Source organism: Niallia sp. Man26 (assembly GCF_022049065.2).
In the GTDB taxonomy this organism is placed as follows: Bacteria; Bacillota; Bacilli; order Bacillales; family Cytobacillaceae; genus Niallia.
The window spans coordinates 1888597-1912919 of record NZ_CP095743.1; the positions used below are offsets into that span (position 1 = coordinate 1888597).

The window sequence follows — 24323 nt, forward strand, 5'->3', positions numbered from 1 at the left end:
GAAGCATAAACAGTTATTTTAGTTAAAGTGCAATTACTTCGTTAACCGTAACCTGTCCTAAATAATTTCCAGTGCCTGCTGCGCCTGATGTTACTGTTGAAGTAATAGTCAAAACTGCGTTAGTGCCGAGAAGCTGCAATGCAAGAAGGGCATCGCCGGATGCGATTTCTACACTTAAAGGTCCACCTGCATTCACAACATTCGTAAATACCGGTATTGTCGCAATAACAATGCCTAATAGGTTGACGACTTCTAATATTCCGCTAACGATGACTGTTTCCGTTCCAGAAAAGGCATAGTTGACACTGACTGGCAAAGCAACATTTAAAAGACCTAACGGAAAAGTGAATCTGCTTACGAAGGTTACTGTTTGGTTCGTTGCACTATTAGGGGCCCAAATATAAGCATTGCTCCCGTCAATGAATGGGGCAGTGGCAGATGGTGTTACCACAACTGGTATTTGTGGAAATGTTCCGCCAGCAGTATTTGCGACAATAGTTGTATTGGCCGGAGTAGTATAACTTTGTAAAACGATTGGCATTTTTTCACCTCCTAGTTTTAATCTATCAGTTAGTTTTAATCTATCAGTTAGTTTTTAGGTTTAGACAATTGTTTGAACAGTGATTTCTCCTAGATAACGGCCAGTGTTGACTGGTTCGTAAGGAGTCGTGATAGGTGCAGTCACAACAGCATCAATGGTAATGTTTATCGTGCCGCCTAGTATACTAGCCGCCAATAGAGTATCAGCTGCAATTGTGCTTACGTTTAACGGATTTCCTAAATTCGTATCACCTGAGAATAAAGGAACTGTAAGAACAATGATTCCTAATACATCCAGTACCTGTAATGTTCCTGTAACAGACACAGTTTGATTTCCAGCATATGCATAAAATACTGTTAATGGCAAAGCTAGACCCAACAGCGGAGCACCTAATGAAAAGACACTGCGGAATGTTACTGTTTGGCCAGAAACACTGACTGGAGACCAAATGTAGGAGCTGTTTCCATCAATTAACGGAGTTTGTGGGCCTACAGTAACAACAGGACCAGGTGCTGTAGCAGAGTCTGCAATTCGGACAGTGTTTGTTGGATTTGTAAAGGCTTGTAATGCAACAGGCATTTATTTCACCTCCTTTCAATTTCTCGGAAGTTACAAAATAGCTTATGTGCAAAATACTAAGAAGCTTGGACAAATATTATGGGTAAAATATGGATTTTTTTAGAAAGTCCACCCGTTTTACAGGCAACAGCCTATACTAGTTTTATTTATTTAAATATGAATAAAGAGACAAAGCGGAAAGGGGCTGTATATATGAAAATCCTGCTTGCGACATACTGGATCGTTCCACATGTCGGAGGAGTATGGAATTATATGAACCAATTAAAAAAACGACTTGAGGTATTAGGTCATGAAGTAGATTTATTAGGGTACGGAGAATTGCATAAGTACACATATTTTGTATCAGAAGAAAAAAAGATTTTTAATGATGATTTACAAGTAGAAATAAACAGCCGTTTAGCAAGCATCCAGCATAAACCGTATATGGCAGATCCAGTTGTCACTTATTGTGAAAAACACCGGATTGGATATGAAATTGCCATTTCCAGTCTCGATTTGCTTAAGTACGATATCATTCATACACAGGATGTGTTTTCAACAACTAGCTTTGGGAAGCTGCAGTTGAATGGACCTAAGTTAATTGCAACCTTGCATGGTTCAGTTGCACACGAAATGAAAGATCATCTTCTCTATGAACATGTTACAGCAACATCCCAAATAGGCTGTACGTATTTCGATGAATTGGAGTATTTAGGAGCAACTTCTGCTGATGTAACAATTGTTGCAAACAATTGGCTTAAGGATATTCTCATCAATGAATTTCATGTACCAGCAGAGCAAATGACTGTCCTTCATTATGGATTTGATATAGAAGATTTTTTGAACAGAATCGATCCGCAGGATAGGAGCATAACAAAACCAATTGGGAAACAAGTAATTCTTTTTACTGGAAGACTAGTTGCATTGAAAGGTGTGCACGTATTAATTGAAGCATTAAAACAGCTCAGAGGTTCTTTATCGAATTGGGTATGCTGGATTGTAGGAGAAGGTGAAAAGCTGAATGAACTTAAGCTTCAAGCAGCAGAAGCTGGTTTGGGAGATATGATTGTATTCTTTGGAAAACGAGAAGACATCCCGCAGTTTCTATCTAGGGCAGATGTCTATGTTTTGCCAAGCATGATCGAAAACCAGCCATTATCTGTTATTGAAGCACAGATTGTCGGCAAAGCATGTATTGTGAGCGATGCAGGGGGACTCCCTGAAATGATTACACATGGGTTAACAGGATTGATTGTTCCAAAAGGGAATGTCGAAGAGCTTCGGAACAGTCTTTATATGCTTTTAGTAAATAAGCAATACCAAACGTTTCTTGGAGCTAACGCCAAGCAATGGGGACTAAAGCATTGGTCCTTAGAAACTGGAGTGGAGAATATTATGGCGATTTATCGCCAAGCAACCACCCCTTAAGACTTAGAAATATTACAGTAAAGGAGAATCGAAAAATATGAAAATACTATTAGCAACCTATTGGCCCATTCCCCATGTCGGAGGAGTCTGGCATTATATGGAACAACAAAAAAGAGAATTAGAAAAACTCGGGCATGAAGTAGACCTGCTCGGGTTTAATGAAGATACAAGTGTTGTATATATCTACAATAAAGATATCTCCATTGAGAAAGAAAAAATCATGCCATTGCTCGAAGCGAAGCTGACAGAAGAAGCATATCCAGAGATCCATGCTAATGCACTAGTGAAATACACTGAATTTCAGCGCTATGTTTTTGAACTTTCAGCGGCTTATCTTGGACTTGCAGAATACGATGTCATCCACACACAGGATGTCATTGCAACTGCAAGCCTTGCAAGAGTGTTGCCAGAGGGAACCGTGTTAGTTGCGACACTCCATGGTTCAGTGGCGCATGAAATTAGACACCAGCTGAAAGGAATGCATAAATCATCTACCGGTTATATGGCTCGAGCCTATTATGATGAAATGGAAAAGGTTGGTGCTACTGCTGCGGCGTATACAATTGTAGCAAACAACTGGATGAAAAAAATTCTAACAGAGGAGTTCCAAGTGCCAGAAGAGCAAATAAAGGTGCTGCACTATGGTTTTGACACTGATACATTCCTTTTGGAAACACAAAAGGTAAATGAATCACTGTTACTTCCTGAAGATAAAACAATTATTACCTATACGGGGCGCCTTATTGAAATGAAAGGTGTACATCATTTAATTGCTGCCTTAGGTAAGCTTAAGGAAGACAGAGACGATTGGGTTTGTTGGATTATTGGGGAAGGCGATAAACAGAAGGAATTGGAAAAACAAGTAATAGAACTAGGATTGGAGGATGATGTATTTTTCTTTGGGAATCGGAGTGATGTCCCGTATCTAGTTTCCCAGTCCGATATTTATGTATTTCCTAGTCTATTGGAAAATCAGCCACTGTCACTGGTAGAAGCACAAATTGCCGGAAAGCCTGCCATTGTAAGTGATGCAGGAGGACTTCCTGAAATGGTTGAGGACGGGGTGACAGGTTTGATCTATCCGGCTGAAGATGTAGATGCATTATACGGTTTGTTGCAGCTGCTGTTAAGTACGCCTGAATTTCAATCCATTATTGGAAATAATGCAAGAGTATGGGGACTAGAGCATTGGTCATTATCTAAAGGAGCTAAAAGTATTCTGGAAGTGTATGAGCTTGCGTTAGCAAAAGGGAGGGAGGAAGGAAGGTAATGAAGTTTCCTTGGAAACAGAACATCCATAAAATTCTCCCCTTTTCTGTAAAAAAGGAAGATGTGGACAAGACGAATGATCTTAATAAAGAAGAAAACACAAATAATCATACAGATGAAAAGAAGGCTAAAAAAACACAAAGACCGCTGCAATGGCGTCAACATCAACAGTGGCAGAATTATCAAAAATGGTTCGAACAGCAGCGAGAGCAGGAAAAGCAACGAAAATTAGAACAGCAAAAAAGATTAGAACAGTACCAGAGAGTAGTAGAGCAACAAAGACTTGAAACACAACAAAGATTAGAGGCACAACAAAGTCGTAAGAACCAGCAGAAGCTCGAAACACAACAAAAGCTTGAAACACAGCAGAAGCTCGAAACACAACAAAGGCTTGAGGCACAGCAGAAGCTGGATACACAACAAAAGCTTGAGAAACAGCATATGCTCGAAACACAGCAGAAGCTTGAGGCACAGCGGAAGCTGGAAACACAACAAAAGCTCGAGACACAGCAAAGACTCGAAGCGCAGAAAAAGCTTGAAGAGCAGCAAAAACTCGAAGCGCAGAAAAAGCTAGAGGAGCAGAAAAGGCAGGAAGAACGGCAAAGAGTGTGGGAAAAAATCAATTCTGTTCTTCCTTCGGATTACAACATGCCAAACGAAAAATCGATATCTGTTTTTCAGCCGATGAAGGCAGATGCGTATCAACATTTATTTATTAGGAACTCCCCTGCTAATACCGCAGCAAAGCCGTTATTTATTGATAATCATATTATGGACCGACTTGGTGAAGTGCTACCTCAAGACTATCTTCTTCCTAATATCGGAACATTAGAGGTTTTCTCTAAGATGTCAAGTGACGTCTATAAATCTCTTTTTGTTAAAAAGCCGGGAGCAAAGCCGTTCTTTGTGGACCGGACAATATTTGATAAAATCGTAGCAGCTTTACCAGCTGATTATCACCTTCCTAACTCCCGCATGATAAAAATATTTGATGAGATGTCTAGTGACAACTATGATGATTTGTTTGAAAAAAGGGGACATACAAAAAAAGCCTTCGTGGATAGACGTTATGTAGATGAAATAACTTCGGCATTACCAATTAATTATAGAATCCCTGACACAACGGCAATCAACAAGATACCATCAGAAAAATTATGAGTTTTTTAGCGGATGGTTTGTCGCCATTCGCTTTTTTCTTATAAGGAGATGTCCATTTTTGGCTCAGTATGGTCACCCGCCATATACACGGAACACTCGAATATCATAAGCTATTAAAAATGAGTAGAGGAGCAGAAGGATGAAAGTAGCAGTTACTGGTGGAGCAGGTTTTATCGGCTCTCATTTAACAGATTATTTATTAAAAGAGGGATATGAAGTTCATATACTGGATAATTATTCGTCAGGCCATTATTTCCCTGAACATCCCAATGTGGTATTGCATGAAGTGGATATCCGCAGTGAAAGGGCGCAAGCAATAATCGAAGCCGAAAAACCTGCATTCGTATTCCATCTAGCAGCACAGGCAGATGTTACAAGATCGATTAACAATCCATGTGAAGATGCAGATATCAATATCAACGGCACTATTAATATATTGGAAGGATGCCGGAAAGCAAATGTGAAAAAAATTATTTTTTCCTCTACATCTGCAGTGTATGGCAATCTTCAAAAAGAAACGATTGAAGAACACGATCGTACATCACCAATTTCCTATTATGGATTATCTAAATTATCTGCTGAACAGTATATTCAACTTTACCAAGTATTATATGGACTGGATTTCACCATCCTGCGCTATGGAAATGTATACGGTCCAAGACAAACTGCCAAAGGAGAAGGCGGTGTTATTGCCGTTTTTATGGACAGGATTAAAGAAGGAAGCTGTTTAAAAATCCATGGAGATGGAAAACAGACACGAGATTTCGTATTTGTTGAGGATGTTGTGAAAGCAAACATCGCAGCAATGACAAGCGGCAGCAATAATATTTTTCATGTAAGTACAAATAAGCCAACAAGCATTAATCAACTTGCTGAGATTCTATTAGAACTTCATCCAGACAGTCTAGAAACCATTCATGTTACCAGCCGGACAGGTGATATTAAACACAGCTGTCTTTTAAATGAAAAATGCTGTGAACAGCTTGGATGGAAACCGGAGTACAGCATAAGTGAAGGTTTACAAAAAACCTATCATTATTATAATAATTAATAACCATTCTCCATATTGTGTTTCCTTTTCCTTGTAAAATTCAGTTTATAGTCGTATGCTGCTAGCCCCCTCTTCCATCACCTGTTTGCCTCTATGAGTTTTCATTTTGATAATGGCACACTAGTGTTATTAAAAGGAGTATGTACATGAAGCTTCATGAAATTAAAGGTGAATATGATGCTATTTATAGTTTAGGTGAAAACTGCCTGCCAGCCATGAAAATGAGACAGTTTCATCTCAGGCCATTTGCCGGTCCGCTAGATTGGGTAGGGATAAGGTATGTGCACAATGTAGCCAAGCTGATTCGCACTTATTTTACCGGTTTTCTTGCAGAAGAGAACCTAGTCACTACTGGATATGCTTCAGACTCCGATTTGCTTGTATATGATATTGATAATATCATCAGCTTTAACCATGATTTTAAAACAGACAGGAATACGATTGATAATCTGATGGATTTGCCGTTTGTTAAGGAGAAGTACTACAGAAGAATCACCAGATTCATTCAGAGTGTACAGACTGATAAACGTATCTTATTCATTCGGTCAGTAGCATCCATTGAAGAAATTATTGAACTCCAATCCGCACTTCGTGAGGTTGTCAAAGGTGACTTTACACTATTAGTCGTTAATCACTATCCAGTTTCTGATCTTATTGTGCAAGAATGCAATATTGATAATGTTTGTTCTATATGGCTGCCAAATGAAGATATATGGGATGGAAATAATCATCACTGGCAACAAATTTTCGATGGAATTTCTATTCGTCCGAAATGAAGGCATGTATAAAGGAGACTTAGAGTATATGAGTGTACAAGATATGAAAGGAACATATGACGCTATTTTCAGTTTAGGAGATTTGTGCTTGGCAAGCATCCAATTGCGTAAATTTAATTTGCGTCCATTTGCAGGGCCGCTGGACTGGATGGCTTCAAATAACCTGCCAGATGTTACTAGACTGCTGGCTAACAGATTTTCAGGATATATGGAACTTCATAACCTAAAAGCAACTGGAGAGTACTCGACAGGCATCAACTCTACAGATCCACATTTAGTCATTACAGATACCGCTTACAATATTGTTTCCAGCCATGATTTTCGAGCAGACAGCAATACATTTACAAACTTTCCGGAATATTCAAAGGTAAAACAGAAGGTAGATAGACGTGTGGAAAGAATGTTAAAATTCTTTGATGAAGGAGAACGCTTGTTATTTGTTAGGACAGAAGCATCATTTTCAGATACACTTCAGCTGCAAGCTGTCTTGTCTGATATTGTGAAAAATCAGTTTCATATACTGGTCGTCAATCATAATGACAGAGAGGATATGGAAGTGAAAAGCTGGCCAATCAAAAATGTTACAGTAGTGGAAATGCCTGTATACGAAAAGTGGACAAACAATGATGATTATTGGGAAGCTTTGTTTGAAAACATTAGTGTTAAAGAACTAGATGAATAAAAAACGCTCCATTAAATGGAGCGTTTTTGCTTACTTTTTTTAATCTCTTGCAGGTAATTGCCCTTATTAGTACGATAAATCTAAGTATCTAATCGCAGGTAATTTAATTTTAAAGTGTTAATTTTTGAAATGTCTGGATTCCTTTATTACAATAATAATGAAATGTAAAAACTAAAATGGATGGGAACAAAAAGGATAAAGGAGACAGCGATGAAATTTTCAAATCAAGTCGTCATCGTAACAGGCGCAAGCAACGGAATCGGTCAAAGCATTGCAGAGCACTATTTAAAGGAAGGTGCTAAGGTTGTTTTTGCAGATGTGGATGAAGCTGCGTCTAATAAAATAATTGAAGCGTCAGCTTATTCTGAAAATGCAGCTTTCATTAAAACAGACGTAAGGCAGGAACAGGATATTATTCGGCTGATGGAAGAAACGAAACAGAGGTTTGGCAGGATTGATATTTTAGTCAATAATGCAGGCAAGTCTCTGTTTAAATCTTTTTATGATCTAACTGTGGAGGAATGGGATGACATTATAAATACAAATTTGCGGAGTGTATTTTTATGCTCCCGCGAGGCAGCTAAGATAATGAGGCACAATACAAACGGCGGCGCAATTGTGAACATGTCATCGACAAGGGCATATATGTCTGAACCGAATACAGAAAGCTATAGTGCAAGCAAAGGCGGAATTATGGCAATTACCCATGCTTTGGCGAACAGTCTTGCAGATGACCGGATTGCTGTTAACAGCATTGCTCCTGGCTGGATTGAAACGAAGCATTATAATTCATTAAGGGATGTGGATCATGAGCAGCATTTATCCAAAAGAGTTGGTAAACCTTCTGATATCGCTAGAGCATGTCTATTTTTGACAGACAGAGAGAATAATTTCATCACAGGAACAAATCTTACAATAGACGGCGGGATGACGGTTAAGATGATTTATGAAGAAGATTGATTTCTAAAAAAAGCAAGGAGGGTGCAATAATGCTTAATAATTTTGATGAAGTAGTAAACAGGCGCAATACATATTCGGTTAAATGGGATGGCGGCAAGCTCATTAAGGAGATGGGTCTCACTGAGCGCTATGATGAAGAGACGATTCCCTTATTCACTGCTGACATGGACTTGCCAGTACCACAGGCTCTTGTTGATGCCTTGCATAAGACAGTTGAAAACAGAATTTACGGCTACTCCATTTTTCCAGATGAATATTATAAAGCCATCCAGCATTGGTTCAAAAAAAGACATGATTGGGACATCGATAAAGATCATATTGTGTATAGCCCTGGCACTGTTCATGCAATTAATATGGCAATCCGTGCCTATACAGAGCCTAACGACGGCATTATTATTCAGCGTCCTGCTTATCCGCCCTTCACAACAGCAATTGAGGGGAACGGCAGAACAGTTTTGAACAACGCTCTTCTATATGATGAGCAGAGCTATTATACGATTGATTTTGCAGATTTTGAGGAAAAGGCAAGTCAAGACAGCACAAAAATGTTTATATTATGCAACCCTCATAATCCAACAGGCAGGATTTTCCGCGAAGATGAACTGAAAAGATTAGCGGAGATTTGCAAAAAGCATCAAGTATTGATCGTTGCTGATGAAATTCACGGTGATTTGATCAGAAAAAATGAAAAGTTCATTCCAATGGCGAAAATCGCTGATAATGAGATGTTAATTACTTGTACAGCCATCAACAAGACCTTCAATGTTGCTGGTCTTCATTGCACAAATATGGTCATTCCGAATTTAAAGCTGCGCAAACAATTTATAAAAACAATGGGTCACCAAATGGCATCACCGTTTACCATATCTGCGCTTATTGCTGTTTATAACGATGGAGAAGAATGGCTCGAAGATTTGAAAACATATATTGACGGCACGATGGAAATGGTGAAAGAATTTATCGACAAAAAAATGCCGAAGGTGAAAGTGGTCATACCAGAAGGCACATATATTATGTGGATGGATTTTTCCGCCTATAATATTACACCTGAAGAAGTCCATGATCGCATCTATAACAGAGCGAATGTCCTGTTAGAGGATGGAAGTATGTTCGGAGAAGAAGGCACAGCCTTTCAGAGAATTTGTATTCCATCACCGCGTTCACTCATTCAAACAGCGTTAGATCGAATAGCAAAGGAATTCGAAGATTTACAATAGTATACACCGGCATCATTACAAGGGCTAAGCTTCCAAATACTGTTTAAAGGTTTGCAGTTGTGTATTTTTAGGAGTATAATATTTTCATTATCGAAATTACATTACTTATATTTGGGGGCTTTTTCATTGGACATACTACATCAAATACTTTCCACTTATGCTTCCTTTTTTGATTGGGACATGTGGGTAGAAGTATTATCAGATCCAGTTTCGTGGGGATTGATTGGTTCATTAATCATCCTTGAAGGACTACTTTCTGCAGATAACGCGTTAGTACTTGCCATTATGGTCAAGGATTTACCGAAGGACAAGCAAAAAAAAGCACTCACTTACGGATTGTTTGGAGCGTATTTCTTCCGCTTTCTATTTATCGGACTTGGGGTATATTTAATTAAGTTCACATGGATTAAAGTCCTTGGTGCCGCTTATCTTGCGTGGATTGTTATTAAACATTTCTGGCTTGACAACAAGGATGAGGACGCTAAGGGAATTAAAAAAGACAGCTGGACTGTCCGGATGTTTGGTTCATTTTGGGCTACGGTCATTTCTGTTGAATTGTTGGACTTAGCATTTTCAGTTGACAGTATTCTCGCATCATTAGCTGTTTCTGAAGAAATTTGGATTCTGCTTCTCGGTGGAATGCTTGGAATCTTAATGATGAGAACAGTAGCGAAGCTATTCCTTGTATTAATTGATAAAGTGCCTGAATTGGAAAACACTGCATTTGTGCTAATTGGCATTATTGCTCTTAAAATGTTTGCAAGTATCTTTGGCTTTGAATTAGATCATTATATCTTCTTTGCTATATTGATTCTTGCGTTCATTATTACGTTTATCATCCACTTCATCAACAAAAACAAAAAGATGTCAGAAGAAGTGGCATCAACAAAAGAATAACAAATTAAGCCTTGTTCCAGTTTGGGACAGGCTTTTTTTATGTAAAAAATTATTTCGTATATTTATTAGCATAACTAGAGGCTACAAACGAATCAGGCTTAATCTTCGGTTCAACTCCAATTGATTCAATTCTTGCAACCATTTCATTAACAAACTCACTCGTTTTATTTCTTGAGCCGCTGCCAATATCTATATGTCCTTCCATTGAAAATGTCGCTCCACTATATATAAATGGCAGAACAATATCAATCAGTTCGTTTTTCCGTTCTTCTGTAAACAGAGACACCACTTCCTCTGTTAAGGTTGTTTCATAAGAAATTTTTTCGTGCAACGCCAGCATTTTGCGGGGAACGATTATTTTTCTAATGCATGCCCAAGCTCCTTTACCCTTGTTCTGGATTACAATGCCCGTTATAAAGGTAGTATGCTTAGGGTGAACCTGAGAATCAGTGCCAATCATCAAGCGATAATTTCCCCGTGGATTTCTTCTCATAAAATTGGAAATGCGCTGAAAAACAACATCAAATGTCATCGACTTTTCTTGAAGATTCTGAAATGCCATCTCTGACCATCTTTTCGCCGCCATTCATTAGCTCCTCCTTCAAACGTCTAAACACAAGCAATGAAGTACTTACCATTAACTATTGTATGAGCACCCCTGAAAAATAGCACCAAGCATAACCATGTCATATTGTATGCAATGCTTTACATTTGGAGTTGGCGGAGGCCTAGTAAAACTAAGAGGAAAGGAAAAATAAATGAATGGAGTGTTAATAACAGCTATTTTAAAAATAATCAACTAGAGAAGTAATATAAGTAGATAAAGCACCGTTCCTAAACGAAGGAGATTAATAAACTATTATTTCCACTTAAAAATTTTCACGAAACAGGTTTAAAAAAATGAAAAACAGTGTATATAAGCTAGGTGAATATAACAATAATAGAGAAAAGAAAACTGAACGGAAAAAGGGGATTTACATGAGCAATAATTCTATTCATATTGGTGGTTTACACTTTGAGTGGGAATTAGAAAAGGGCAGGTTTTTGTTTGAAGAGCAAGATGCTGTTCTTTTTTGGATTTCTAGTGCGATGAAAACTTTTTTTGATACGATTGAAGAAATATCTGGTGAAGAGGCTTCAAACTTAGTGTTTGAGGCAACCGGTTATCGTCAAGGTCTAGTCGTTGGCGAGTATTTTGAAAAAATGAAGGATGTAGATGTGAAGGAGGCGGCGAATCTTATTACCGCTACATATGCATCGGCAGGCTGGGGTGTGGCTGAAATTTTTGATTTGAATTATCAAACGAAAACTTTAACCGCTCATATTAAAGACAGCTGGGAATATAAAATAAATGTAGAGCAAGGAAAAAAGAAGGGCGGATGTTATTTAGCTGCCCATTATGCTGGTATATTTACCAGATTACTCGGCACAAATATTTGGTACAAAATTATTCAAGAGCAGCTTGAAGGCAATGAGTGCAGCATTATTGAATACTTCCCATCAGAAATTACTGTTACGAATAATATCCATGAGCTCGCGAGGAAAAAAGAATCCGAACAGATTGCTCGATTAGAACAGGTTGTTGAGGAAAAAACGAAAGAGCTGAAGGAATTAGTCAAAAGAATTTCTTCTCCGATTATTCCCGTTCATGATGACATCGTAATTGTTCCGCTCCTTGGAAAGTATGATGAAGACCGTTCTGAACTGCTTGTTACTAATACACTAAATAATTTACCTCAATATAAGGCAAGCTATTTAGTATTAGACTTAACTGGTTTGGACCGGGATATCAGTCAGCATACTGCAAGTCTTTTGGAGAAAATCGGTTCGGCTGCAAATCTTATTGGCATTCAAACGATTTTAGTAGGAATTTCCCCAGAACTGAGTATTGTCGTATCACAGGCAAATATTAATTTATCTCAATTTGATTGTTTCCAAACGTTAAAGCATGGCATTCATTATGCATTGGGACAGCTAGGCAGGAAAATAATATAAGAAAACTCCTTATCGTTAAGATAAGGAGTTTTCTTTCTTTACAAAATCCTGAACCATTTTAATTGTAACGATTTTTCGTGTTGGAATAGTTCCTTGTTTTGCTAATTCATTAATTTGCTCTGTGACTGCATTAATATTATCGACAGTGAAGGGATATTCGTTTTTGCAGAGAGCAATTGCTTCTTCAATAATGAATTCTCGCTGCTGATCTAATGCTTGGAACTTTATTACACGAACATTCACTTTATTAACATGTTTGGTAATGGCTTTATGTACATTCATGATTAAAACACCTTTAACAGTAATTTAGTTTTTTTTATATACTCAGATAAAGAGTGAAAAATACTAGTTTACATAATATTATTATCTTCTACTTTAATTACGTATGAAATCCAAGTTAGATGGACAGCGAAAATACTTGCATATAATAACAGGGGAACAATGAGAATAATCGTCCATGTTTTTACATGTTTTGTTGAAAAAGTATAAGCGAAAATAAAGAGTAAGATTGATAAGAAGAATTTCAAAGCTAAAAACAAAAAAGGAGATATCTCCCAGACAGAACTCATTAACGGGTTTGCTTCATCTATTAGCTCAAGCTGTATCCCAATATAGGTTAATAACCCATCTGCTAAATTTAAAAAACTGATTATTAAAAAGAGTATTTTCACAAAAAAACACCTCTAGTTCTAGTAGTTAACAGCTAGTTATTCTTACTAATTATCCCAATAAATAGCAACAAATTAAATAGGTCATAACACGGAGAAGATAATTTCATTCTTTTGTAGCAGTTTTGACTGCATTACCGCGCATAATATCTCTTATGTGCGGTTTATTAAGGAATATAGTATAATAAATAATAGATAAAAGTCGAAGATTGGTGGAATATAGAGATGGATAATAATTTATTAGCAAGTTGGTATGAGGATGAAATTACTATCTTTCAAACAGAGATGGACAATAAAGATTACAGCAAATTTACAATAGAAAACTACATACGTGATATTTTCTTATTTTTAGAATTTATAACAAGAAAAAAGGCAGCAAAAGTAGAATTAGGGGATGTAAAAAAACTTCATATAACTCTATTTATGAATGAGCTTAAAACGAAAAGAGGCAACAGTGCTGCATCAAGAAATAGACGGCTGACAGCATTGCGCTCTTTCTTCAAATGTTTAATGGACTATGAACTTCTCGATAAAAACATTGCTGCTGAACTGGTAAGTGCAAAAGAACAAAAAGGAAAGCTGCCGAGTTATTTAGAAAAAGATGAGTTGAAAGCATATTTTGAAATGGTCGGCATTGTTTCCCAAAAGCAGCATCAGCGCAGAAATAAAATCATGATGGGCTTGATGGCTTTTGCTGGTTTGCGGGTTTCTGAGATTCATATTCTGAACATATCCTCGATTCAATCTGGCAAAAGAGGGTTGCACGTCTTAGGTAAAGGTAATAAAAATAGATATATTCCTTTGCCAGCAAAGCTTTATGATGAGCTGGCGGCCTATATTAAGGAAGATAGAATTCTGCCAATGAAAGGCTATGAAGATGCATTATTCATTTCCAGAAGAGGGAAAAGGATCTCAAGAAGAAGGATTCAGGAAATAACAGAGCGTATATGTGCTTCGATTGAAAGCGAATATCCAGAATATAACTGGAAACAAAAATCTATCTCCAGCCATAAGCTTCGCCACAGCTTTGCAACACATCTTGTCAGGGACGGCAGAGATATCAGAACAATTCAAGAGTTGTTAGGACATACAAATTTAAATACAACTCAAAAATATACACATGTCTCTGATGCGCAAAAAGAAAAAGCGATGGAGATGGAGCTGTCAGATTACTTTAATTAATTTTACGATAATAATATTATGTAAACTAATAAAATTATTGTCAGTATACATACTTTCTTCCTATATGAATATGCATAATAATAGACATATGGAGAAGGAAGTGTTCATGTAAATGCCAAGCAGAAAACATAGCGTTATAGTAAAAGCACCAATGGAGAAAGTATGGGATTTTGTTCGCTCAATGGATAATTGGGCTCCGCTTGTGCCAGGGTATATACAGCATCAACTTATCTCAGAAATGGTGTCAACATGGGAATTCAAGACAGATCTAGGCATTCTAAAGAAGAAGATCTCGTTAAGAGTTGATATTCTTAAATGGGAAGAACCTTCTGAGGTTTCTTTTAAATTAACTGGTATAAATGAAAAGTTTATGGGAAACGGGTATTTTTCAGCCGAGCAAAGCGGAGTGAATGAGACGAGGATGACTGGCTACTTGGAAATCAATGCGTTTGGAACGTTTGCACCAATGGTAAATAGTGTTCTCCAGCCGAAGCTCGATGAAATCACTCAAGAATTAACGATTGAAGTGTGTAAGGCAATTGAAAATGGTTAAATATAATATTATTATGTTAACTAGATAAAGATGTGTTGTAACTAAACACATCTTTTTTTGTTGTTTCTTCCTTTATAACCATATTTTACATTTAACAACTATGATAATAGTAGTAGGAAAATAGATTGAGAAAAGCTATAATATAGGTAACTAAATTACATCTGAAAAGGGCAAACTTGTTGAAAAGCAAGGACGCAAAGCTATGGGCCTAACCGTTAGTAAAAACGAATGGCTGCCAGGCTGCCAGACTTCTCCTTTGGATTAGTCTAGGCTTTTCTAAAAGGAGAAGTATATATATGAAGAAACTAGTCATTCTTTTTCTGGTGGTGGGATTAATGCTGCCTGCTATTAATGCAAATGCTGCAGAAAGCAGTAAAACAAATGCTACTTGGATTTGGAATCCATGGTCATTAACATCAGCAGCTGGTCAAAATAAAATCATTAGTTTCCTAGTGAAAAATCAGGTAACGGATGTTTATTTGCAGGTTGACCAAGATGTTGCACGGAAGGTATATCAACAATTTATTACTAAAGCGACTAATAATAAAATCAGTGTTCATGCATTAGATGGTGCACCGAAATGGGCGTTGGACGGCGGTCAAAGTTATGCTGACAGCTTGTTTCAATGGGTGAAAAGCTATCAAAAAAACAGTACGGAAAATCAACGTTTTACAGGTGTTCATCTAGATGTAGAACCATATATTTTGAAAGAATGGAATACAGACAGAGCTGACGTTGTATTAGCATATCAAAAATTAATCAAACGCAGCGGACAACTAAGCAATAACTTAAACCTTGAGTTTAGTATAGACATTCCTTTTTGGTTTGATGAAATAACATTTGCCAATACGTATGGGAAAAGCAATCTTGCAAAATGGGCTATTAAAAACAGTGATTTTGCCACAATTATGGCATACAGAAATGCAGCAGCAGGAATCAATGGTATTAATGCTCTTGTAAAAACAGAAGTGCAATATGCGAAAGACTTTGGCAAAGCAATCAATATTGGTGTTGAAACAGGAGAGTCTTCTGAGGGAGCAAATATAAGCTTTTATGAAAAGAGTAAGTCTTATATGAAAGGTGAGCTTGCGAAGGTAGCTAAAGCGTATCCACAAGAAAATATAAACTTTGCAGTCCATTATATTGAAACATGGATGCAAATGAAATGAGAAAAGGACCTTGAAGGTCCTTTTTTTATCCTTTAATGTTAACAATTATTCTTCCGCGTACAGAGCCTTCCAAGATGGTTGGCAAGACAGAAGGAAGCTCTTCGAGCGTTACTTCACTTGAAATAAATTGGGTTAAATCAGCTGGTTTTAAGTCTGTAGCGATTCGGTTCCAAACCTTTTTTCTTGTTTCCATCGGGCAGTAGACAGAATCTATCCCCAGTATATTAACACCTCTTAAAATAAAAGGATATACTGTTGCCGGGACATCACCGCCGCCTGTTAAGCCGCTCACAGCTACCGAGCCGTTATAAAGAAGCTTGCTTGTGATCGCAGCTAATGTGCTTCCACCAACAGGGTCGATGGCAGCAGCCCACTGTTGTTTATCAAGGGCTTTCAACTTGCCGTCATAAATATCTGTGCGGGAAATGATGCTGTCAGCACCTATAGTTTGTAAATATGTATGCTCCGATTGCTTGCCTGTACTTGCATCGACCTTATAGCCCAGCTTTGCAAGCATTGCCAGACCAAAGCTTCCGACACCACCTGTTGCACCTGTTACGAGTACTTTGCCATTTTCAGGAGTCAAGCCGTTTTCTTCAAGTCGTTGAATGCTTAAGCCTGCAGTGAAGCCTGCTGTCCCAACAATCATTGCTTCTTTTAATGTAAGGCCATCTGGAAGGGGCACAATCCAATCTGCAGGGATATTTGCATATTGACTGTATCCGCCGCTGTGCGATACGCCAATCTCATAGCTTGTGGCAATAACTTTATCGCCTTTTTGATAGCGTTCATCATCAGATGAGACTACAATGCCTGCTAGATCAATGCCTGGAATATGTGGAAAGGAACGGACGATTTTGCCGTTTGGTACACTTGCAAGTCCATCTTTATAGTTTATTCCAGAATAATGAACCTCAATAAGAACATTTCCTTCTGATAAGTTATCTAGGCTGACTTGGTCCACTTTTAAAGAAAAATCCTCGTCTTTTTTATCTACAACTACTGCTTTAAATGAATCTATCATTGTCGTTTCACCTCGTTGCCATCTTAACACTTTTTCTCCAGATTGGTCAAAACATCCATTTTGAATAAGTGAACCTGTGCTAGAATAGCTTGGTTTGATTAATTAGGAATGCTGAACTTTGGCTTTTTTTTCAAAATACAAGAACAGATTTGTCATCCATTTTGCTGTTAAGGCAACAATAACATAGCCAATAAATAGATGAAGGTAATTTGCACCTTTGCCAAACTCGAACATGCCAATAGCAACAAACAAAGGTTTTAAAACAAATGCGAAAACAGCAGATAATATTATTGACCATACATAATAATTCTTTTGTTTTGCTTGAGACCACTGATATATGAAGCTAAAAAACACCGGTACAAATGAGACGTCCAATGCAAAGCTGGATGGAAGGATTGGCAGCACCTTATATGGATAAAACCAATAACCATTATTAGCGCCATATAAATCGATATAGGTAAAGAACACATGAACATTGTATCCATAGAAGCCGAGCTGGAGGGCATTACGCTTATTTATCAATAGAAAAAAAGCAATTAACGGCACTATTAAAAGAGCAAGTCCAATCCAAAACTGCCAGTGATCTGGTCCTGAATAGCCGAGCCAATATTCAAACCACTCTTTAGAGTGACTCCATTCATCTTTTTTTAATTCTTCAAGCAGACTTTTTTGCTGTGTATTCATTTAAAGCATCTCCATTAAGTGTTTAAGTTTAGTGTTCGCTTTAACGGAAAATTACATGTATCCCTGAAAAAAATAAATCGAATTACAGTGTCAGAACAAAAATATTGGCAACAATAATAGGAAAAAGGAGAATCGAACATGAAAATAGCCACAGATGTATATGGATACAGAACAGCTATCGCAAATATCGCATTCATTTCTGGACTGGGCAAAAATAAAGATGAATGGGTACTGGTTGATGCAGGGGTGCCGTATTCTGCTAAATTTATCTTGAAATATGCTTCCACGTTATTTGGCAGCAAGAAGCCAAAAGCAATCGTATTAACACATGGCCACTTTGATCATATCGGGGCATTGCCGGTTTTGCTTAAAGAGTGGGATGTACCAATATATGCCCATCACGAGGAGATGCCATATTTAACAGGAGAGAAGGAGTATCCAAGACCAACACCATTTATTGTTAAAGGACTAATGTCGTTTTTATCGCCGTTTTATCCCCGTGATGGTATTGGGCTTCACTCTAATTTACGTGAAATAGAAACTGGCACAGAGTTAGAATTCATGCAGGGCTGGGAGGGCATTCATACACCAGGGCATACGAAAGGACATATATCGTTATACAGAAAAGAAGATGGACTGATGCTGGCAGGAGATGCTTTTGTTACCGTTAAACAAGAGTCATTACTTGCTGTATTAACGCAAAAAGAAGAGATACATGGACCTCCTGCTTACTTTACACCAAACCGTGCAGAAAGCAGAGAATCAATCATTAAACTGGCAAAACTAGAGCCAAGCACCATTTATACAGGTCATGGAAAACCGCTATACGGTAAAGAGCAAATTGCTAAAGGTCTTTATCAGCTTATTCGCCATTATGATGTTGGTTTTGCTGAATCGCCAACCGTTGTATAAACGGCAATCTTATCCCATGCTCATATCAGCAACAGGGATAAGATTTTTTTGTGTTTAAATTGGAAAAAGGATATTACTTTATTGATTGCTAGTTTCATGGTAATCTATTAATTTAGAATGATTATTATTAATAAGGAGCATTACAGATGAAATTAGTAACATGGAATGTGAACGGCATAAGAGCATGTGTAAAAAAGGGCTTCTTAGACTTTTTTCATGAAATAGATGCAGATATATTTTGTATACAAGAATCAAAGCTGCAGGAAGGCCAAATACAGTTAGACTTAGAAGGCTATCATCAGTTTTGGAATTATGCGGAGCGAAAAGGCTACTCCGGCACAGCTGTATTTACAAAACAGGAGCCAATCAGTGTCACTTACGGCATTGGGGAAGACTTTGAGGAATTAGAAGGAAGAGCTATTACACTAGAATTCCCTGAATTTTTTTTGCTGAACGTGTATACACCCAACTCGAAAAGAGACTTAAGCCGACTTGGATATAGAATCGAATGGGAAAAACAGCTAAAAACCTATATAAAAGAACTTGATGCCGTTAAACCGGTTATCTACTGTGGGGACTTAAATGTGGCCCATCAGGCCATCGATTTAAAAAACCCAAAATCAAATCTCGGCAATTCCGGCTTCACAGTGGAGGAGCGGGGAGAAATGACGAGCCTGCTTGATTCAGGCTATATTGACAGCTTCCGCTATCTGTATCCAGACAGAGGTGATGTTTATACTTGGTGGTCTTATATGGCAAAAGTGAGAGAGCGGAATATCGGCTGGAGAATCGATTATTTTATCCTGTCTGAACGTTTAAAAGATAGACTGATAGATACAGAAATTCATTGTGATGTCATGGGCAGTGATCATTGTCCGGTAATGTTGCAAATAAATATTTGATGAAAGCCCAAGCTGAATGCTTGGGCTTTTCGCTGGCCATTTTTCCTGCTCGAATATATGTATGTCTGCAGAAATCGAGAAGATAATAGTTTAAGACATACAATAAATTCATAAATAATCCAATTTTTAAGGTAAAAGTATTTGACGAAATATCAGTTTAGTTATAAACTAAGATTATAAGTTTACCGCTAAACTCATAATTAGGTGAATAAAAATGACGAATACAAACAGAAATGTAAAGCTAGGCGTATTGTTATGGTTCCGGCTTTCCCGGTTTTATAACAAAAGCAACAGAAAAAGCAACCAGCACTTGAAAGAATTCGGACTGAACGTTGCACAGCTGGATTTGCTGGCGCAAATTGGTCATAATAAATCTATTTCCCAGCAAGAGCTTGCAGATAAATTACTTGTTTCAAAAGGGAATATTGCTCAGCTTTTAAAGAAGATGGAGGAGCAGAACCTGATTGAAAGAAAACAGGAATGGAAAACGAAATACGTATCGCTCACAGAAAAAGGAACTAAGCTGTACAGCGAAGTGATTCCTCAACAAGAGATGTTTCAAGCGGCTCAATTTGATGCATTAACAGATACGGAAAAAAAGCAGCTGCTTCATCTGTTAAAAAAAATTCAGAAATAGAAAGAAGGAGTTAAGATGAACTTTAAAGGCATTCATCACGTGTCAGCCATGACAGCAAAAGCAGCGCAGAACTATGATTTTTACACAAAAACTTTAGGCATGCGCCTTATTAAAAAAACAGTAAATCAAGATGATCCATCTGTTTATCATCTTTTTTATGGTGATGAAAAGGGCAATCCAGGGACAGAGCTTACCTTCTTTGAAATTCCAAATCTTGCTCCGAACAAAGAAGGTGTCAGCAGTATCTCTGCACTTTCTTTACGTGTGCCGAGTGATGCATCCTTACAATATTGGGTGAACCGTTTTGATGAGTTGCAAGTCACTCATGGGGACATTCTCGAAAGAGCGGGACGGAAAACACTTGAGTTCAGAGATTATGAAAACCAGCGTTTCTTCCTTGTTTCTGATGAACAAAACAGTGGGGTAGCAGGAGGAATACCATGGAAGAACGGACCAATTCCGCTAGAGCATGCAATTATCGGCCTTGGACCAGTTCAGCTGACCGTCCGCCGAACAGAATCAACCGTACGTGTGCTTACAGAGCTAATGGGGTTCCGTTTAAAAGGACAATTTCCTTCCACTATTAAAGATCAGCCTGATGTATTAGTGTTTGAAACGGGAGAAGGGGGAACTGGCGCAGAAGTTCATATTGAGGAAAGAACCGATTTGCCTGTGCAGCGGCTAGGCAGAGGCGGAGTCCATCATGTTGCCTTCCGTGTCGATGATGAAGAAGAGCTGTATGCATGGATCAATAAAGTCAATGAATCAAGATTCCAAAACTCAGGCTTCGTAGACCGTTTCTATTTCAAATCTCTCTATTTCAGAGAACCAAACGGTATCTTGTTTGAACTGGCAACAGATGGTCCTGGCTTTGATACAGATGAGCATATTGATCATCTTGGAGAGTCATTGGCACTTCCGCCGTTTTTAGAGCCGCAGCGTGAACAGATTGAAGCAAGATTAAAACCCCTTGATACAAAGCTAGATGCAAATAAGGAGTGAGCTTTAGCTCTCTCCTTATTTTTTGTGAGGCAAAAAGGCTGTCTATTAGAGAAACGAAAAGTTATAATACTAAGAGTATAGTACTTAAGGGGGCAAACAGAATGAAATGTGTATCCATTGATCTAGACGGAACTCTGTTAGATGACCAGCATCTGATTTCCGAGAATAATAGAAATGTTATTAAACAAATGAAGGACAATAATATAGAAGTAATTCTAAATACAGGCAGACAGTATGCAGACGTTATTAAAGTTGCTGGTGTCGCTGAATTGGAGCTGCCAATTTTCTGTTTGAACGGAAGTATGATGTATTCAGAAACAGGGGAGCTGCTTTATGAAACTACTCTTTCCAAAGAATTGTACTTTGAACTTTTAGAAAAACTAAAGCCGTTAAACGTCGGTATTCTTGTTTATACAAATAGAGGAGGATTCCCAGGTACTTTACCTTCCTTAAGAGGGAAATCATGGGACCAAATTGAAGAAATGTTCAGCAGCCAGGATTATGAAGGCATTGTTGACATGGAAGATATTAAGATATATAAATTGATAGCTGTAGTAAATGAAACGGAAATTGAGCGAATTGATACAGTTAAAAATAGTTTAAAAGAGATTTCCAGCGTATCCTTTTCATCCTCTTTCCCAAATAACTGTGAAATCACTTCAAGTGCTGCTCAAAAAGGCAAAGCAATTAGAAGATATGAAAACATGAAGAAAATGGTATTCGATGAAATTTACTCATTTGGAGATGGCGGCAATGATTTAACACAGTTCGAAGTGTCTACAAGATCATTTGCAATGGAAAATGCTCCTGATGAAATAAAAAGAAGAGCAAGTGATATAACTAAGAGCAACAATGATGATGGTGTAGCTTATGCAGTCACCGAAATTCTAAAGTTGGTCTAAGCAATGCCAGGAGCATAGACTAAGGTCTATTGCTCCTTTTCTTTTGAGAAGTTTACAAAGAAACAGAGGTTTTCAGTCAAGAATTCTTCACATATACTTGCTATTTTCATCATAAAAAGCCAAAATAAAGAATGGTTGGCTACATTAAGTCAGCCAGTAGAAAGTAGGGATATGAATTGACAGATTTTAAAAGCTTAGGAATCAATGATAATGCAATAAACCTTTTGCGAAATAGAGGTATAATAGAACCTTCTCCTATTCAAAAAATGGTTATTCCATCCATTTTAGAAGGAAAAGATGTGATAGCACAAGCCCAGACTGGTACAGGTAAAACATATGCATTTGCTTTGCCAATCGTACAAAAGCTAAAAAAAGACGCAGACTATATTCAAGCATTGATTGTCAGCCCAACAAGAGAGCTAGCGATCCAAATTGCTGCCGAAATAGAGAAAGTGAAACCAGATTATGCAGAGGTGCTCACTGCTTACGGCGGGCAGGATGTAGAGAAGCAGCTGCATCGGATGAAGGATAATATCTCCATTGTTGTTGCAACACCAGGCAGATTAATCGATTATATGAAACGCGGCCACATTAAGCTCGACCGCTTGAAAGTGCTAGTGTTAGATGAGGCAGACCAGATGCTTCATATCGGCTTCTTAGAGGAAGTCAAATACATAATGCGTAAATCAGCAGCAAACAGACAAACTTTAATGTTCTCTGCAACGATATCAGATAATATTAAAATGCTTGCCAAGAAATATATGAAAGAAGCTGAATATATAACAGCAGAGAAAAAACAAGGTCCTGCTGTAACGGTAAAACAGTTTTCGATGCACTCAACAGACAGAGCGAAACAAGGAACATTAATGAGTCTAATTACATCCTTTAATCCTTATATGGCTGTTGTCTTTTGCCGTACGAAACGACGTGTAAGCAAATTGTATGAAGTTCTCCGAAACAATGGCTTTGAGTGCCGTGAATTACACGGTGACCTTTCCCAAGCGAAACGTGAACAAGTGATGAAAGATTTCCGTAATGTAAAGTTTCCAATTTTAATTGCTACAGATGTTGCAGCAAGAGGGTTGGATATTGACGGGATTTCACATGTATTCAATTATGACATCCCAGCAGATGCAGAAAGCTATGTGCACAGAATCGGACGTACAGGAAGAGCTGGCTTAGAAGGATTTGCGATTACTTTATATACTTCTGATGACAGACAAACATTGGATATGATAGAAGATGAGCTTGGCATTCGCATTGAAAAAATGCAGCAATTAAAAAAGACGGATGATAAAAAAGTTCAGGAGAAAAAGGCCCCAGACAGTAAACGGAAAACTGGCTTCCGTGCTGCGCAAAAAGCAAAAGCTGTTCAAGGAAGAAAAAAACAGTCTTCGAATGAAGATAATAAAAAGCAAGATAGTGGAAAAAGAAACAGCAATAGTGGAACAAGACAGGAAAAAGGGCGTACGAATGGTTCAAATGCAAGCAGGCATACAGGCAGTGCTGTCTATAAACCAAAAAGATCTAAAAAGAAATAATAAGGTAAAGGAGCTATCAGGAACGTGATTAAAGCAAATATGATGAAATACATTGAAAAAAATGCAACTAACAGTAAAATCTCCGTTCTTCCATTAGAAAGAGCATACGTACTTGAAAATGAATTGGCAAAGGAAGAAAATATCGCTGTAAGCGAGTTAACTGACCGACTTGGTCAAACTTATATGGAGCTTGCCAATAAAGAGAGTGATGAAGTTGTTAAGGACAACTTGCCTGCCTCTTTTTTGAATGACAAGATTTCACTATTAAAAGCAAATCTTGAGGAATACTTATACATCGAGTCTGATTTATTTGACATTATTCAAGTGGAAGGACTGACATTGGAAGTAGATTCTGTATTTCGCAAGTATGATGCATTGTTCGGCTTCAAGGCACCTAAAAAACAGGAAGCCGTAATCCGTGCCTATTTTGCTGAACAGCTGGGAGAAGAGAATTCTTACAGCTTGATGTTTAACGGACAGGACGGACTTTGGGATGTAAACCTTCCGATTGAAAATGTAGCTGGTTTTACAGAGGATTTAACAATCGCACAAGCGTTAGAGCTGTTTTACCAATTCATGTTTGGGTTAGGAAAAAAGCTGGAAGAGAAATAAAAA

27 protein-coding genes and 1 riboswitch are annotated in these 24323 nt (G+C 37.8%); of the genes, 20 read left to right on the forward strand and 7 right to left on the reverse strand.

All coding sequences use genetic code 11. The features are described 5' to 3' along the window. Window positions 1-22: 22 nt before the first annotated feature. Together L8T27_RS09555 and L8T27_RS09560 are read right to left on the reverse strand one after the other, a co-directional pair. Window positions 23-541 carry a hypothetical protein gene (locus L8T27_RS09555; RefSeq protein WP_233313910.1) on the reverse strand — a complete coding sequence of 173 codons (519 nt, stop codon included), beginning with the start codon at window positions 539-541 and terminating at the stop codon, window positions 23-25. 60 nt (window positions 542-601) lie between these two features. Beyond that, window positions 602-1120, reverse strand: coding sequence for a hypothetical protein (locus L8T27_RS09560; protein ID WP_237941390.1), 519 nt, complete (start codon window positions 1118-1120; stop codon window positions 602-604). 192 nt (window positions 1121-1312) lie between these two features. Here L8T27_RS09560 and L8T27_RS09565 point away from each other — a divergent pair, with 192 nt between their 5' ends. The 9 genes from L8T27_RS09565 (at window position 1313) to L8T27_RS09605 (ending at window position 10537) form a co-directional block, all read left to right on the forward strand. Beyond that, window positions 1313-2527: a glycosyltransferase family 4 protein gene (locus L8T27_RS09565; protein ID WP_237941391.1), complete on the forward strand. Its 1215-nt coding sequence runs from the start codon at window positions 1313-1315 to the stop codon at window positions 2525-2527. Between the two features lie 37 nt (window positions 2528-2564). Further along, a complete protein-coding gene (locus L8T27_RS09570; RefSeq protein ID WP_237941392.1) occupies window positions 2565-3797 on the forward strand; it encodes a glycosyltransferase family 4 protein in 1233 nt (410 codons plus the stop codon). Beyond that, window positions 3797-4954 carry a hypothetical protein gene (locus tag L8T27_RS09575; protein ID WP_237941393.1) on the forward strand — a complete coding sequence of 386 codons (1158 nt, stop codon included), beginning with the start codon at window positions 3797-3799 and terminating at the stop codon, window positions 4952-4954. Before L8T27_RS09570 ends, L8T27_RS09575 begins: the two co-directional genes overlap by 1 nt. Window positions 4955-5093: 139 nt before the next feature. Further along, window positions 5094-6005 carry an NAD-dependent epimerase/dehydratase family protein gene (locus L8T27_RS09580; protein WP_237941394.1) on the forward strand — a complete coding sequence of 304 codons (912 nt, stop codon included), beginning with the start codon at window positions 5094-5096 and terminating at the stop codon, window positions 6003-6005. Window positions 6006-6151: 146 nt separating this feature from the next. Then, complete coding sequence (locus L8T27_RS09585) at window positions 6152-6781, forward strand: DUF1796 family putative cysteine peptidase (protein WP_233313904.1); 630 nt, start codon at window positions 6152-6154, stop codon at window positions 6779-6781. A gap of 28 nt (window positions 6782-6809) precedes the next feature. Next, complete coding sequence (locus L8T27_RS09590) at window positions 6810-7463, forward strand: DUF1796 family putative cysteine peptidase (RefSeq protein WP_233313903.1); 654 nt, start codon at window positions 6810-6812, stop codon at window positions 7461-7463. Between the two features lie 210 nt (window positions 7464-7673). Beyond that, a complete protein-coding gene (locus L8T27_RS09595; RefSeq protein WP_237941395.1) occupies window positions 7674-8423 on the forward strand; it encodes a glucose 1-dehydrogenase in 750 nt (249 codons plus the stop codon). 29 nt (window positions 8424-8452) lie between these two features. Next, a complete protein-coding gene (locus L8T27_RS09600; protein WP_237941396.1) occupies window positions 8453-9640 on the forward strand; it encodes a MalY/PatB family protein in 1188 nt (395 codons plus the stop codon). Between the two features lie 126 nt (window positions 9641-9766). After that, window positions 9767-10537: a TerC family protein gene (locus tag L8T27_RS09605; RefSeq protein ID WP_233313900.1), complete on the forward strand. Its 771-nt coding sequence runs from the start codon at window positions 9767-9769 to the stop codon at window positions 10535-10537. Window positions 10538-10586: 49 nt separating this feature from the next. Here the strand turns inward: L8T27_RS09605 and L8T27_RS09610 are convergent, their stop codons facing one another. Continuing rightward, window positions 10587-11123 carry a ribonuclease H-like YkuK family protein gene (locus L8T27_RS09610; RefSeq protein ID WP_233313899.1) on the reverse strand — a complete coding sequence of 179 codons (537 nt, stop codon included), beginning with the start codon at window positions 11121-11123 and terminating at the stop codon, window positions 10587-10589. Between the two features lie 392 nt (window positions 11124-11515). Between L8T27_RS09610 and L8T27_RS09615 the strand changes: the two genes are divergently transcribed. Next, complete coding sequence (locus L8T27_RS09615; protein ID WP_237942288.1) at window positions 11516-12532, forward strand: STAS domain-containing protein; 1017 nt, start codon at window positions 11516-11518, stop codon at window positions 12530-12532. 15 nt (window positions 12533-12547) lie between these two features. Here L8T27_RS09615 and L8T27_RS09620 read toward each other — a convergent pair whose 3' ends face one another. Both L8T27_RS09620 and L8T27_RS09625 read right to left on the reverse strand, forming a co-directional pair. Further along, window positions 12548-12814, reverse strand: a complete 267-nt coding sequence (locus L8T27_RS09620; protein WP_237941397.1) for a DUF2533 family protein — start codon at window positions 12812-12814, stop codon at window positions 12548-12550. A gap of 68 nt (window positions 12815-12882) precedes the next feature. Further along, window positions 12883-13203 carry a DUF5658 family protein gene (locus L8T27_RS09625; protein ID WP_237941398.1) on the reverse strand — a complete coding sequence of 107 codons (321 nt, stop codon included), beginning with the start codon at window positions 13201-13203 and terminating at the stop codon, window positions 12883-12885. 222 nt (window positions 13204-13425) lie between these two features. Between L8T27_RS09625 and L8T27_RS09630 the strand changes: the two genes are divergently transcribed. From L8T27_RS09630 to L8T27_RS09640, 3 genes are all read left to right on the forward strand, one after another. Beyond that, a complete protein-coding gene (locus tag L8T27_RS09630) occupies window positions 13426-14382 on the forward strand; it encodes a tyrosine-type recombinase/integrase (RefSeq protein ID WP_233313895.1) in 957 nt (318 codons plus the stop codon). A 112-nt stretch (window positions 14383-14494) separates the two neighbouring features. After that, on the forward strand, window positions 14495-14935 hold the full coding sequence (locus L8T27_RS09635) for an SRPBCC family protein (protein WP_237941399.1): 441 nt from the start codon (window positions 14495-14497) through the stop codon (window positions 14933-14935). Window positions 14936-15094: 159 nt separating this feature from the next. Continuing rightward, a riboswitch (cyclic di-GMP riboswitch) is annotated at window positions 15095-15183 on the forward strand. A 48-nt stretch (window positions 15184-15231) separates the two neighbouring features. Next, on the forward strand, window positions 15232-16104 hold the full coding sequence (locus L8T27_RS09640; protein WP_237941400.1) for an amidase: 873 nt from the start codon (window positions 15232-15234) through the stop codon (window positions 16102-16104). 25 nt (window positions 16105-16129) lie between these two features. Here L8T27_RS09640 and L8T27_RS09645 read toward each other — a convergent pair whose 3' ends face one another. Both L8T27_RS09645 and L8T27_RS09650 read right to left on the reverse strand, forming a co-directional pair. After that, window positions 16130-17128, reverse strand: coding sequence for an NADPH:quinone oxidoreductase family protein (locus tag L8T27_RS09645; protein ID WP_237941401.1), 999 nt, complete (start codon window positions 17126-17128; stop codon window positions 16130-16132). A gap of 102 nt (window positions 17129-17230) precedes the next feature. Then, window positions 17231-17812: a CBO0543 family protein gene (locus tag L8T27_RS09650; RefSeq protein WP_237941402.1), complete on the reverse strand. Its 582-nt coding sequence runs from the start codon at window positions 17810-17812 to the stop codon at window positions 17231-17233. Between the two features lie 138 nt (window positions 17813-17950). On the opposite strand from L8T27_RS09650, the gene L8T27_RS09655 reads away from it, so the two are divergent. The 7 genes from L8T27_RS09655 to L8T27_RS09685 all read left to right on the forward strand — a co-directional run bounded on the left by L8T27_RS09655 (window position 17951) and on the right by L8T27_RS09685 (window position 24320). Further along, complete coding sequence (locus L8T27_RS09655) at window positions 17951-18724, forward strand: MBL fold metallo-hydrolase (protein ID WP_233313890.1); 774 nt, start codon at window positions 17951-17953, stop codon at window positions 18722-18724. A 146-nt stretch (window positions 18725-18870) separates the two neighbouring features. Next, entirely contained in the window at window positions 18871-19626 is a 756-nt protein-coding gene (locus L8T27_RS09660) for an exodeoxyribonuclease III (protein ID WP_237941403.1), read from the forward strand. Window positions 19627-19840: 214 nt separating this feature from the next. After that, window positions 19841-20263, forward strand: coding sequence for a MarR family winged helix-turn-helix transcriptional regulator (locus L8T27_RS09665; RefSeq protein ID WP_237941404.1), 423 nt, complete (start codon window positions 19841-19843; stop codon window positions 20261-20263). A gap of 15 nt (window positions 20264-20278) precedes the next feature. Beyond that, window positions 20279-21265, forward strand: coding sequence for a ring-cleaving dioxygenase (locus tag L8T27_RS09670; RefSeq protein ID WP_233313887.1), 987 nt, complete (start codon window positions 20279-20281; stop codon window positions 21263-21265). Between the two features lie 101 nt (window positions 21266-21366). Continuing rightward, a complete protein-coding gene (locus L8T27_RS09675) occupies window positions 21367-22167 on the forward strand; it encodes an HAD family hydrolase (protein WP_233313886.1) in 801 nt (266 codons plus the stop codon). A 176-nt stretch (window positions 22168-22343) separates the two neighbouring features. Beyond that, window positions 22344-23708: a DEAD/DEAH box helicase gene (locus L8T27_RS09680; protein WP_237941405.1), complete on the forward strand. Its 1365-nt coding sequence runs from the start codon at window positions 22344-22346 to the stop codon at window positions 23706-23708. A 24-nt stretch (window positions 23709-23732) separates the two neighbouring features. Continuing rightward, window positions 23733-24320, forward strand: a complete 588-nt coding sequence (locus L8T27_RS09685; protein WP_248574484.1) for a branched-chain amino acid aminotransferase — start codon at window positions 23733-23735, stop codon at window positions 24318-24320. Window positions 24321-24323 lie beyond the last annotated feature (3 nt).